The following is a 13,268-nucleotide window of genomic DNA, read 5'->3' on the forward strand; positions in this document are numbered from 1 at the left end:
CTCAATCTCAAAATGAAAAATCCGCAAACCATTGAAAACACATGGCACCCAATCTCAAAAACCTTGGCAGAACGACACAGAGGACGAGAAGTCGACATCATCAAACTCTGGTGCGTTTTGTATCGCTCAGAACGGCGACAGCGATCAAGAAAAAAGCGACGACATCTCCCTACCCGCCCACGTCGCGGGATCCGGCAGCCTTGATCGCCTGGTCGACGCCGCCCGAGATTATGCGCGCGCCGCAGCTTCTGACAATACGCTGAAAGCCTATGCCAAGGATTGGGCGCATTTCGCGCGGTGGTGTCGGATGAAGGGCGCGGAGCCTCTGCCCCCGTCGCCTGAAATGATCGGGCTTTATCTCGCAGACCTGGCGTCCGGAGCGGGCCCCTCCCCTGCCCTATCGGTCAGTACCATCGAACGTCGCCTCTCCGGCCTTGCCTGGAACTATGCGCAACGCGGCTTTGTCCTCGATCGTAAGAACCGCCACATCGCAACAGTGCTGGCCGGGATCAAACGCAAACACGCCCGTCCGCCGGTGCAGAAGGAAGCGATCCTGGCCGAGGACATCCTCGCGATGGTCGCCACCCTGCCCTACGACCTGCGCGGGCTCAGGGACCGCGCCATCCTGCTCCTCGGGTACGCCGGCGGGCTCCGCCGCTCCGAGATCGTCAGCCTGGATGTCGGAAAGGACGACACGCCCGATTCAGGCGGCTGGATCGAGATCCTCGACGACGGCGCCGTGCTGACGCTCAACGCCAAGACCGGCTGGCGCGAGGTCGAGATCGGTCTGGGATCGTCTAACTCCAGCTGCCCTGTGCATGCGCTCGAGCAGTGGTTGCACTTCGCCAGGATCGACTTCGGGCCGGTCTTTGTCGGCACCACTCGGGGTGGAAAGAAGGCCCTGGAGACAAGGCTGAACGACAAGCATGTCGCGCGGCTGATCAAGCGAACGGTCCTGGACGCCGGCATCCGATCCGAACTGCCCGAAAAGGAACGCCTGGCACTGTTCTCTGGCCATTCTCTGCGCGCAGGTCTCGCCAGTTCGGCCGAGGTGGACGAGCGGTATGTGCAGAAGCACCTTGGCCACGCTTCGGCACAGATGACCCGCCGCTACCAACGCCGCCGCGACCGCTTCCGCGTGAACCTGACGAAAGCCGCTGGATTGTAATCTTGCGAACTGTCATCCTGTCATTAATCCTTGGCCGGTCTGAGCTGATGAAGTCAAGAAGATCTGCATCTTCAGCCTGCTCGGTGTCGGGAACGGGCTCAGGCAAGGGCTTCAACGCACCATCGTCCTCGTCGTCGCGTGCGTTCGCGCCAAGCGCTTGACCAGCAGAAGTGATTTCCGTACCGTGGCCGATACCATCCGCGTAACTCCCCGTTGAAAGCTCAGCGCCCTGCTGTCGGTTCACAGCTGAAGACATCAGCGTATTCCCGAGGCTCATCCTCGGGCCGGACAAAGCCGCGATTAACGACAAGCTCGCCATGCGATAAAGCGTCACAAAAGCCCCTGCCCGCGCGATCTCTTCATCGTCGAAGATCAACGGCCGAGTCTCGAGCTTCTCCATCGCAATTTCCAACTCGCCAAGTCGCGCGTCGACTTCCTCGGGGAATTCATCCTGGCCCTCGTATTCCTCTTCGAGCGCCCGGTATTCGGCAAGAAGCTTGGCATGGGCCGCGCCTTCGTCATCCGTCATCGGTGCCGGGTCTCCGCTCAGCCGCCGCAAACCGTGGCTGTAGCCATAGGGCAGGTCGAGCGAGACCTCGATCCATTTCCAACCTTCGGTCGCAATGGCTTCGGCTTCAGCCTGAAGCTTCTCGCTGACCAGACGATCGAACAGGGCGGGGTCTTCCAGCCAGCCGCCGTCATCGCCCTGGAAGAGGTCGTGCAACATGGTGCCGCCAGCAGACTCATAGGCATCGATGCCGACAAAGACAGCACGACGATCGGATGCCCGCACCGAGGTTTCCGTCAGCATCCGCCGGATCTGATAGGGCTCCTTGTTCCAGGACGAGCGGATCGCCTCCCAGACCTGAACCTGGCGCTCATGATCCGGGTTAACCGTCAAGGCCATCAGCTGCTCCAGCGTCATTTCATCCTCGGCATAAAGCTCGAGCAGGGCAGGGGCCACGACGGCGAGTTTCAAGCGCTGTTTGATCACCTGCGGCCTGACGAAGAAGGCGGTTGCGATCTCTTCGTCGCCCTGACCCTTCTCCTGCAGCGCCACGAAGGCGCGGAACTGATCGAGTGGATGCAGGACAGCGCGCTTCATGTTCTCGGCGAGCGAGTCGTCTTCGGCGAGGATCGTGGACTTCGCATCCCGCACGAAGCAGGGAATGGGCGTCGTCTTGGCCAGGCGCTTCTGCTTCACCAAGAGTGACAGGGCCTGGAAGCGCCTACCGCCAGCGGGTATTTTGAACTTGCCTGTCTCGGACCCATCATCCGCCAGAACGGGCCGGACGCACAGGCTTTGCAGCAACCCGCGGCGGGCGATGTCTTCGGCCAGTTCCTCGACCGAGATGCCGGCCTTGATGCGCCGGACGTTGGACTGGCTCAGCACGAGCTTGTCGAAGGGAATGTCCCGGAACGGGGACTGGGTGACTTTCTGGGCAGGTTTCGCCATCAGATCTCCTCCACGACGGGCGCCGGAAGCCACTCTTCCGATCTCACTTCCCGTCACCCTCAAACCAACAACCCTTTCCCTCTCATATTCTGACGCTCGCGAGGCAGGACTTTAACAGCTGTTAAGTCGACAGTCCCGAGGTGGCGGAAAAGTACGCAGTCTCTCAACCTTAACAGCTGTTAAGCTGCAGATCGTCGCCCAATCAATGCCATGACCATCGGCCCACAGGAGAACTCGCCGGCCGCAGCTTTGGCAGTCAGAGCTCGCAAGTATCCACCAGGCGATCTTATGTCGGCGAAGCGTTCCAGCATCGCAGCAACGACGATCGACGCTTGCTCCGGACCCATGAACCGCTGTGCTTCTTCCCATGCAGACGCACTGATCCCCATGGCTGGCCGCACATGGCCCGCCGCATCGAAAAGCTGATGCCAATGCCGGATCTCACCTTGGTAGAAGGTCTTCAGCGAGGGACATGCCGCTATCACTAGGTGAAGCGGGATCTTTGGCAGATGTCTTGTGTCCTGTTCATCAACGTCAGCCACCGGCTCATTCGTATCCACATCTGGCACACCCGCCGCCGCCCCGCTTTTTTCTAAAGCCGGCTCAAAATCTATAGATTCTTTATTTGAATTATGATGGTGACGCTCAGATTGGGCATCATTGGTGTTCATTTCTTCTGTTTCAGGGCCATCAATGATGTTGCGTGCCTGGTCAAGGAGAGCTTCAAGATCGGCTCGATAGGCCGCGAGGTCCTCAATTGAAAGCTTGCGGCGAAGCGCGCGGGCTGTGAGGGCAGCCTTGTCGCGAAGCTGATCCCAGAAGCCTAGGCCTGGCTGCATCTCGTCTCCGAACTCGGCGAGGGCCGCGAGATCGCGTCGCATGAGGCTTACGACCTCTCTCAGGCGCCTGACGCGCTCCTCAGCCTCACGTACGGCCTCTGCGGCCCGTGCTATCTCCTCGGACTGGCAGTAGAGCGGGGAAAGATCGAAGCCAAAGGCGACGCGGTCTTCGCCGTGCTTGCGGACGTAGCGCTTCCCATTGGGGCTATCGCGCCGCTGGAGCAAGCCAGCCTCGACGAGACGCGCGAGGTGACGACGCATCGTTGAGCACGGCATGCCATTCAGGCGCTCGCAGATCGCCTTGTTCGAGGGGAAGACGACCATCTCGGCGTTCCCGCCAAGCGCATCGTCCGGAAAGAAGCTGAGGAGCCCCTGCAAAACAGTCAGATCACGTTCCGAGACCCCAAAGGCCGCTTGCGCCTTGGAGAGCTCGCGCAGGAGTTCCCACTTGTTAACGGGTCTGGCCGGAACAGATGCCTCGGGTCGCTCGATGACGCGCAAATGAGCGTGCGAAATCGGCCGCATAAACGGCGAAATTGGTGTGTACTCCATGAAAATGTTCACGAAGACAAAAATTCTAGGGCCCGCGAATCGCTTTGCGCTTGCGGGGTAGGGGCCAGAACGCTACATTCAGAAGTGCGAAAACTGAGATTTTGTAGCGGGCTGATCCCGGTGCGAAACCTTACAAAGGTCTCGTGAAGCTAGCTTCTCGGGGCCTTTTTCTTTTTGCCTGTATCGTGCCTCCTTCTTGTTGGTTGCTCTTCCTCAGTCTTCTGAACGCTTCCAGCGCTCATGAAGCTCGGTAATCAGCTTTGGGGCATTGCCCTCCAACCAGCTGATAAAATCAGGTTCATCCGTAGTCAGATCGAGTTTAAGCTGCTTGCCTTGGCGGCTGGTCTTGACCGTCGCAGCTCCGACACCGGGGATCGCCAAAGCAGGCACGCCTTTTCTAGACGGGCTTGCTTTCTTCTCTGCGCTCTTCGCGGCTGCCAGAACTGCGAGAAACGCACGCTCAGAAACCTCATCGACCGAGCCGGAACTTTCGGACTTGGCTGCATGAGCTACGGCTTGCAGTTGGTCTCGATCACCGTCGTAGGCACCCAAAGCCTTTTTGAGCTCTTCCCATCTCGGGCGACCAATCCCGGGAGCCGCACCAATTGCCTGGATGAGTTCCTCGCCGACCGTCCGAACGACACTCAAGAGTTGTGAAACCCCGGCTTCGTGGAGGTTAAGGACTTCGGCGACACCTCGATTGGTGCGCTCAGCCCCTTCCAAATGATCACCGTCCAGAAGTGCCGTCGCAACGAGCGCACGCTCAATAAAGCTCAGATCACGACGCTCTTGGTTCTCGAGAAGCTGATCTCGAAGCGCTTGATCACCCTCAACCTCTGTGACGATGGCTCGAACTTTGATACCGAGTTCGCGACATGCTTCCAAGCGTCTGCGGCCATAGATCAGGTTGTAGCGATCGCCTTCCAGTGGGCGCACCAAGACGGGCACACGCTGACCGTTCTTGGAAATAGAGTTCTTCAGGCCCTCAACTTCAATCTGAAGCCTGTCATCCAACCGTCCTTCGGTAAGGATCTGCGCCGGATCGATCTCAAATACACCGCCACGCAGTCGGCGCCCTTCAAGAGCGTCAGGAGCGTTGCGAAGGGTCTGCAGCGGCAGGCCAAGTTTAGGCTTTCTTGCCATTCCGACCCCATGTGTTCTGGATGATTTCAGCGATCTCATCGTTCACTGCGTTCATGGATTCGATCGCACGATCAAACGTCTGACGCGTGAAGTCCTTTTTGTCAGCTTCGTAGAGCGTTTGCTTGGTCAAGCCGGCATCAGATATTGCGGTCGATTCAACCATGTGATTGGTCAGGACCGACCTCCCAAACAGCCCGCGAATGAAGGCGATGACTTCGGTTTGTGGCGCGTCGCCGACTTTGTATCGCGTTGGCAAGAAGCGCAGCCAATCGAAGCGCAGATTTGCGCCTGCATCCCTGATCACTCCCAGGAGATCCGCAGTCATTCGCAGGAATTGAGACATCGACATGAGGTCAAGCATCTGCGGGTGAACCGTCACGAGGACACCCGAGGACGCAGAAAGTGCTGACATCGTCAAGAAACCAAGCTGCGGCGGGCAGTCGATCACAACAACGTCGTAGTTTGCTTCAACACTATCGAGTGCGTCATGAACTCTCGCGAAGAACGCCTTCGCTCCGCCTCGCTGGATAGCAGCAGGCGTCTCGTGCTCGAACTCCATGAGTTCAAGGTTGCCCGGGATAAGATCAAGGCCGCGGATGTAAGTCTTGCGGATCACTTCGGCGATCGGAACCGGATCGTCGTAGCGAACGGCATCATAGAGGGTTCCGCCCTCCATAAGGTCGAGTTCTGGCTGGATTCCATGAAGAGCCGAAAGAGATGCTTGGGGGTCGAGATCGATCGCAAGAACCCTGTACCCCTTTAGCGCCAAGCGCTGAGCGAGGTGAGCAGACGTCGTCGTTTTGCCGGAGCCGCCCTTGAAGTTCACCACTGATATGACTTGAAGCTCGTCACCGTCGCGACGCCCAGGCACGTAAGTTCCAGACTTTTTTGCATTTCCTTCAAGCGTCTGCCGGATTTCCCAGATATCGTCGAGCGTATAGCGGCGATGACTTCCCGCCGTCGTCTCGACGTCAACGATCTTTCCTTCTCGATGAAGCTTCCGAAGATAGGTATGGTCGACGCCAAGGAGCTCAGCAGCTTCGCCGCTGGTCAAAGTGCGCATCACCTTCTTTGCATCTGGTGGGAAGTGCGCAGCGCGCTGAGCATGCAGGTTCGACGCGAGAAGTTCCGCGTAGTGCCCGATGGCGATATCAAGATCCTGTTCTGCTTCGCTCATGTCTGCCCCGATCCGTGGGCGCGTTTTTTATGTGACCGCGCGTTATTTTTCGAGACTATTGCCCGACCAGCCAGATTCGTGCAAGCACTTTCTAGATATTGCGTCGTGCACCAAGTCCACCACAAGGGTAGCGTTCCATTACTCCGAGGCTGTGGTCGTGCGGGATCTCCTGCGCGGTGCGTGAACCGGGGCCTAAGCCCCGATCCTCTTGATGCGGATGCCGAGTTTGCGGGCCTTGTCGACGATATTCTCGGTGATGCCCGAACCGGGCGTGGCGATCAGACCCTGGGGCATGGTCTCGAGCATCTTGTCGTTGCGCTTGAAGGGGGCAGCCTTGCCATGGCTCTTCCAGTCGGGTTTGAACGCCACCTGCGTGACACCACGGGTATCTGCCCAGCGGGCAGCGATCATCTCGGCACCTTTTGGTGTGCCGCCGTGTAAAAGAATCATGTCTGGGTATTTCGCATGGGTGGCATCGAGGACGGACCAGATCAGGTCGTAGGCGTGATAGTCCCCGCCCGAGAAGGCGATCCGCGTGCCTTCGGGGCAGTGAACCTCGGTCTCCTTGCGCCGCTTGGCCGAGAGATAGGCCCGGCTGTCCACCACGGCGGAGGTGAGACCGCGATGCGAGACCTTGGATCCGGTGCGGGGCAGCCAGGGTGAACCGGTGGCGGCCGAGAAGTGGTCCACGGCCAGATCGCGCATCTGCTCGAAAGCGTCGCGATGGTCCCAGAGCTTCAGCCCGATCATCTGGAGGCGCTCGAGTTCGACCGAGGCGACCTCGGAGCCGTCCTGGATGGCCAGACTTTCCCGGACCTCGAATTCGTTGTCATCGAGGAGCTTCTGGATATGGGTGAGCCGGCGATGGAAGATCGAGGTCAGGGACCAGAGCATCTCTTCGAGATTGTCTTCCAACTGGCTTCCGGTGAGGAGGCCGATGGTGGTGTCAAAGAGCGTCGCCATGGCGAGTTCGACCTCGTCGGGCTGGGGCAGGGGGCGATGATCGGTCTCGCCGGGCCCGGGCGTTGCGACGTGAAGTGCGAGGTGGTCGAGGATGGCGGAGGTCACGCCGGTTTCCTCTTGGATGTCTGTCTGATGGGGCATTGTCTGGTTCCTCTGTTTGATCTGACCCGATTTGGATGGGGCGATAACAGGACCGGCGGCGACCGGGCCGCATCCGTCAGGATCGGAGCGCAGCGGAGAATGTGACCCGGACCGGAAAATTGTTCCCGCGAGGAATGGCCCGCCACGGTCATGTGGTGGGGCAGGGGAATTTTCCGGGTAGCGGGCGCATTGCTGCCCGGGCGAGGAGCACTCTGCTCCGACCCGCCGGTCCATCGCTCCCCTTGTCCAAACGGGATCAGATAGAACCGGCGAAACCTTTGCCCGGTCAGGCATCCCCGGGGAGGTTGGCGGTCACCCGTCCTCGATCTCCAGACCTTGTGCTTTCATGGCCTTTAGCAGAGAACGGCGCAGCGCATCTTTGCCAAATGCCCGCAGATCGTCGTTGAAATCGCCCATGTTTGGTACGAGATCACCACAGGTAATTCCAAGCGATTCCAGTTGGTTAAGCAATCTTATTGATGCGTCGCGTCCAGCTTCGTCATTGTCCCGCGCGATCCAGATACGCTTGATCCTCGGCGGCGGGATGAAGAGGCCGAGATGGGTGGCAGTGAGACAGGAGGCGAGATCGAACTCGGGGAGAGCCGTGCCGACCGAGAGGGTGTTCTCGAGACCTTCACCGACGATGAGATCGCTGCGCGCCTTGCCGGACCAGAAGCGGATGGCATGGCCGTGCAGCTGTCCGAGGATCCGCTTCGGGCTCTCGATCTCGGCCAAACCGCCGGTGGACGGGTCGAGAAAAACCCTTGCGCATCCGGTGATCTGGCCGCGATTGTCGGTGATCTTTGCCAGTAGGGCAGGGGCCCGTTCCAGCAGATCGGGGTCGTCCTCGCCCTGCCGCAGGAAGACACGCGCGTGATAGCGCAGGGCCGGGCCGAGCCGTGTGATCCCGCGCCCCTGCAGATAGGTGGCGGCCAAGGTGCCAAACACCGGCTTGCCAGCAGCGAAAAGTTTGCGCGCCCGCGCGATGCGTTTGCTGGAGGCTGCATCCGGGCGCTCAGCCCTTTGGGTGTCTCGAGGTACGGCAGGGCAGGGGGCTTCGCCGAGGAAGGATCGAGCCTCCCTCAGGGTCTCCTTGAGCGTGACAGACCCAAGCCGTTCATGCAGCAGGTCGATCAGGTCGCCATATTCACCCGTCGCGAAATCTTGCCAGGACCCGGCTTTACGACCAACCTGCGCCTGCAGACGGATGGCGAGGCTCTGGCCCTTTGCACCGGACGTGTCGCCGACCTGCCAATAATTACCCAGCTTGCGCCCCTCGGGGAAATACTGGCGGCAGAAACTCTCGGCATGGTCTGCCAGATCGGCCGAGAGGTCCGCGATACTGTGGCGCGCGCTCATGCGGCGGCCTCCGATGTGCCGGCGCCAACTGGATGCTCGGCAAGGACCCGTGTCAGCACCTCGATGCCGTCGACCGGAATGAACACCCGCGTCTTCCACTGGATCACTTCCGTGAAACAGCCCATTGCCTTCAGTCCGGGCAGGGCCGCGCCTGAAGCACCTATCAGCTCAAGCCTCGGCTGCCCCATGACCAGCGACCGGCGCAGCTGATAGCCGCCGAGGAGGTTCAGCGTCGTCCTGGCTTCCATCACGGCGGCGAGCACTTCCCGCGGCGTCATCTCGATCTGGCAATCGAGACCAAGGCGTGCAAAGACATTGAGAAGCTGCTCCTGGCTGACCAGTCGACCGATGGCGCGCTCCCCATCCTCGGTCTGAAGGCGGTAGATGCGCATGTTGTCAGCGGGAAGCCGATCCCAGATCGGCAGGAGAAGCCCGCAGATGAGCGTAATCTTTGAGGTGGTGAACTCCGGCACTGCCTCGACCTCGGCCTGCCAGAGCTGTTCGAATATCGCATCATCGATCTCTTCCCAGTGCGACTTCGAGAACTCGGTCAGCGCGAGGATTTCTGTGGCCATCGGACGCAGAAGCTTCACCCGCAGGATCGGCACGCCGTCCTCGTCCATGAAGGCCGGCGCATTCACCATCAGCGCCGCGCGTTTGGAGGAGGTGTTCCAGCACAGCGTCGCGCCGTCCGTATTTGCGCAGATCGATTTGATCCGGGGCAGGGTGAGCGGATCGTTGCGATCGGTACGCTCCACGGTCAGCGCAGTTGCCGTTGCGCCCGTAGCCCCGTGCTCGAAGATGACCTTGCGGTCGACGATTTCGAATTTCTCGGCCTTGAGCGTTTCGAGGCCGACATCGAGCGTGCCTGCCTGGCGCGCATCTTCGATGATGGCCGAGAGGAACCCGCCGAAGGCCTCGAAGATCGCGTCCTGCATGTCGATGCGGAGCGCGAGGCAACGATTCAGGAACTGCTGGATCGGCGGCAGGGTCTCTTTCATCGTGCCATCCGCTTCATCGAGCGTCAGCCCAGTCATCTCCTGGAATTTCGCATAGGAGCAGGCCTCGATCTTACCCGCACGCAGCTTGTAGAAGAACTGGCGCAGCGCAGCGCGTGCGTAGGGGCTCTCAAGGTTGTCCTCGGCACGGAACATGTTCTGACCGCCGGTCTCGCGCTGTCCCTTGGTGATGGCACCCAGCGTGTCGAGGCGGCGGGCGATGGTGGAGAGAAAGCGCTTCTCGCCCTTCACGTCTGTGGCGACGGGGCGAAAGAGTGGCGGCTGCGCCTGGTTCGTGCGGTTGGTCCTCCCGAGACCCTGAATCGCATTGTCGGCCTTCCACCCGGGCTCCAGGAGGTAATGCACCCGAAGGCGCTGGTTCTTGGCCCCGAGATCGGCGTGGTAGCTGCGCCCGGTGCCACCCGCATCGGAGAAGATCAGGATGCGTTTTGCATCGTCCATGAAGGCCTGGGTTTCGCCGAGGTTGGAGGAGGCGGGGCGGTTCTCGACCTTGAGCCGCCCCTCACGCGTCTTGACGATGCGCCGCTTGCGCCCCGTGACCTCAGCCACTGCATCGCCTCCGAAATGCCAGAGGATCTGGTCGAGCGCGCCCTGCACCGGGGCGAGGGCCCCAAGATGCTCGACAAGATCATCCCGCCGCCGCTCCGCCTCGCGGCAGATGATCGGGTTGCCATCGCAATCGAGGGCGGGGCGCGAGCGCAGATCGCCATTCTCGTCGGTGTAAGGCTCAAAAAGCTGCGTCGGGAAGCTGTGCATCAGGTAGTCCATGATGTTCTCCCTCGGCGTGAAATCGACCTGCAGATCGTCCCAGTCCGAGGAAGGGATCTCTTCAAGGCGGCGTTCCATCACCGCTTCGCTGGTCGAGACCACCTGAATCACGGCCGAGTGCCCTGCTGCAAGGTCCGCCTCGATGGCGCGGATCAGCGAGGGACATTTCATGGCGGTGATGAGATGGTTGAAGAAGCGCTGCTTGTTGCTCTCGAAGGCCGAACGCGCGGCGGATTTCGCTTGGGCGTTCAGCGTGCCGGTCTCAGAAGAAATACCCGAGGCCTGAAGCGCTGCCTCAAGGTTGTTGTGGATGATCTGGTAGGCATCGGCGTAGCTGTCGTATATGGCGACTTGAGCGGGGCTCAGCTCATGGACCAGCATCTCGTATTCGACCCCGGCATAGGAGAGGGACCGCGCCAGATAGAGCCCAAGCGCCTTCAGGTCGCGCGAGATCATCTCCATGGCCGCAATGCCCCCGGCCTCCATCGCGGCGACGAACTCGGCCCGCGTCACGAAGGGGAAATCGCCGGTGCCCCAGAGACCGAGGCGCGAAGCATAGGCAAGATTGCCGACGACTGTGGCACCGGTCGCCGAGACATAGAGAACCCGTGCATCGGGCGCGGCGTTCTGCAGCGCGAGGCCAGCGAGGCCCTGCTGGGACGCCTTCTTGTCGCCGCGGTCGGACTTTTCTCCGGCAGCATTCGCCATGGCATGGCTTTCATCAAAAGCAATGACCCCGTCGAACCCATCGCTGAGCCAGGACGTGACCTGATCGAGGCGGGAGGCTTTGCCCTCACGTTCAGCCGAGCGCAGCGTGGCGTAGGTGACGAAGAGGATGCCCTCGGGCAGGCGGATGTCGCTGCCCTGGCGGAACTTCGAGAGCGGCACGATATCGCTTTCGCGTCCCCCGAGCGCTATCCAGTCGCGACGCGCATCTTCGATGAGCTTGTCGCTCTTCGAGACCCAGACCGCCCGTCGGCGCCCTTTGAGCCAATTATCGAGGATGATACCGGCAACCTGTCGCCCTTTACCGCATCCCGTGCCATCACCCAGAAACCAGCCCTTGCGCAGGCGAAACGCGCCTTCGTCGCCCTCGGCCGCCGCCATCAACTGGCCTTCGATCTCGCCGCGCTTGAACCAGCCCTTGAGATGCGTCTCATGCGCGTTGCCCGCATAGATGACACTTTCCAGCTGCGGCGCAGAAAGAAGGCCGTCCTGAACGAGGTTCTTCGGCAGGATGGGACGATAGGTCGGCACGGGCGGCGGCACCGAGGCCATGGCGGTGGATTGCACCAGCGCGGTCGGATGTTCCGCCGCGCCATCGATCCTGATCGCCTGAAGGTCATAGGCCTCGTAGACCGTGTCCTGCAGCGTGCCGTCGGGTTGGCTCCAAGCCTTCGGCAGGTAGTCGATCGGGGCCGTCGTGATATCGTCAAACGGGTGCCTTGCGCGTTCTTCGGCGAGGGCACGGGTTTCCTTGCGCGCGGCATTGCGCAGGGCCTGCAGGTTGGTGCGGGTCGAAGCGGTCGGAGCCGACAGGGCCGTACTGGTGGGGCAGGGCGAGGGGCTGTGGCGCTGCGGGCAGTGGGTGAGCACTGCGTTGAGAAGGTCGGCGGTGGTCGCGCAGATCGGATGGTAGACGGCCTCGCTTTCGACCGATGCGATCTCATCAGCGCCAGTCGCACGCTTGTCGATCACCGTCAGCCGTGTGTCGATCGTGGTGCCATGCCGCGCAAAGACCTTGCCGTCGATAGCGGCGGAAAATACCACATCGGCGCTTTGTGCGATCCGCTGAAACGTCGACTGAAAGGATTTCGTCGAGGGGCGGAAGCTCTCGCCGGTGATGACGACAAGCCGCCCACCCGGCGCGAGACGCGCTAGGGCGGACAGGACATGTTGGCTGGTGGCCTGCCGGAACCGGCCGTCGACATGGTTGGCCGCAGAAAACGGTGGGTTCATCACGATGACCGAGGGCGTGATCGACCGATCCAGCCGGTCATCGATCGAGGCGGCATCGTGATCCGAGACGACTGCACCGGGGAACAGATGTCCCAGCAGGGCGCGGCGGGTCTCGGCAAGCTCATTCAGCGCCAGGCGAGCGCCTGCAATCTTTGCGAAAATCGCCAGCAGGCCGGTACCGGCCGAAGGCTCGAGCACCAGGTCGTCGTCCCGAAAGCCCGCCGCCTGCGCAACGATGGCCGCGAGGGGCAGAGGGGTCGAGAATTGTTGCAGGCGGACACTGTCTTCAGAGCGCCGCGTGTGGGAGGGGGCCAGACCGGCGAGACGCTCGATCATGGTGAGAAATGCCCGCGGCGCGGATACCTGGCGCTGCATCAGCGCACCGTAGCGCGAAAGCATCAGGATCTGGGCGACCTCAGCGGCTTCGTAAGCATCCTTCCAGATCCAGGAGCCGCTGGTGTCGCTGGCACCGAAGGCTTGCTCCATCGCAGTGCGAAGGGCGGCGGCGTCGATGGACCTGCCCGCCTCGAACAGGGGGACGAGGGCTTTCGCAACCTGCATCAGGTGTTGGGCGAAGCCCGGAGCCTCTGGCAGGGCAGGGGCGTCGGGCTCGGTTGCAAGTTGGACGGAATGGGGGTGAGCGTTCATCGGCAATCTCCGGGGTTTAGGGTTGGCCCCAAGCCCCGCGCGCACTCTCTCACCCGGGAGGGGTCACCCCTCCTGC

At 61.2% G+C, this 13,268-nt stretch carries 7 protein-coding genes and 1 pseudogene; 1 reads left to right on the forward strand and 7 read right to left on the reverse strand.

Annotation, left to right across the window (positions count from 1 at the left end; translation table 11 throughout):
- Positions 1–121 precede the first annotated feature (121 nt).
- Positions 122–1,168 carry a tyrosine-type recombinase/integrase gene (locus O4H31_RS18125; protein WP_269348002.1) on the forward strand — a complete coding sequence of 349 codons (1,047 nt, stop codon included), beginning with the start codon at positions 122–124 and terminating at the stop codon, positions 1,166–1,168.
- Positions 1,169–1,265: 97 nt separating this feature from the next.
- On the opposite strand, the pseudogene O4H31_RS19695 reads toward O4H31_RS18125, so the two are convergent.
- The 7 genes and pseudogenes from O4H31_RS19695 to O4H31_RS18160 form a co-directional block, all read right to left on the reverse strand.
- Positions 1,266–2,624: pseudogene (locus tag O4H31_RS19695) on the reverse strand (ParB/RepB/Spo0J family partition protein); the annotation flags it as partial.
- A gap of 179 nt (positions 2,625–2,803) precedes the next feature.
- Positions 2,804–4,015, reverse strand: coding sequence for a plasmid replication protein RepC (gene repC, locus O4H31_RS18135; protein ID WP_037954835.1), 1,212 nt, complete (start codon positions 4,013–4,015; stop codon positions 2,804–2,806).
- 213 nt (positions 4,016–4,228) lie between these two features.
- Positions 4,229–5,158, reverse strand: coding sequence for a plasmid partitioning protein RepB (gene repB / locus O4H31_RS18140; protein ID WP_037954833.1), 930 nt, complete (start codon positions 5,156–5,158; stop codon positions 4,229–4,231).
- Positions 5,142–6,335, reverse strand: a complete 1,194-nt coding sequence (gene repA / locus O4H31_RS18145; protein WP_009827042.1) for a plasmid partitioning protein RepA — start codon at positions 6,333–6,335, stop codon at positions 5,142–5,144. Before repA ends, repB begins: the two co-directional genes overlap by 17 nt.
- Positions 6,336–6,527: 192 nt before the next feature.
- Entirely contained in the window at positions 6,528–7,439 is a 912-nt protein-coding gene (locus tag O4H31_RS18150; RefSeq protein WP_009827041.1) for a DUF2493 domain-containing protein, read from the reverse strand.
- Between the two features lie 312 nt (positions 7,440–7,751).
- Positions 7,752–8,798: a DUF7146 domain-containing protein gene (locus tag O4H31_RS18155; RefSeq protein WP_009827040.1), complete on the reverse strand. Its 1,047-nt coding sequence runs from the start codon at positions 8,796–8,798 to the stop codon at positions 7,752–7,754.
- The gene (locus tag O4H31_RS18160; RefSeq protein ID WP_009827039.1) at positions 8,795–13,192 is read right to left on the reverse strand and encodes a strawberry notch-like NTP hydrolase domain-containing protein; all 4,398 of its coding nucleotides are present in this window, start codon (positions 13,190–13,192) and stop codon (positions 8,795–8,797) included. The genes O4H31_RS18155 and O4H31_RS18160 overlap by 4 nt, the downstream gene beginning before the upstream one ends.
- Between the last annotated feature and the right edge of the window lie 76 nt (positions 13,193–13,268).

Source organism: Sulfitobacter dubius, assembly GCF_027214245.1.
GTDB lineage: Bacteria > Pseudomonadota > Alphaproteobacteria > Rhodobacterales > Rhodobacteraceae > Sulfitobacter > Sulfitobacter dubius_A.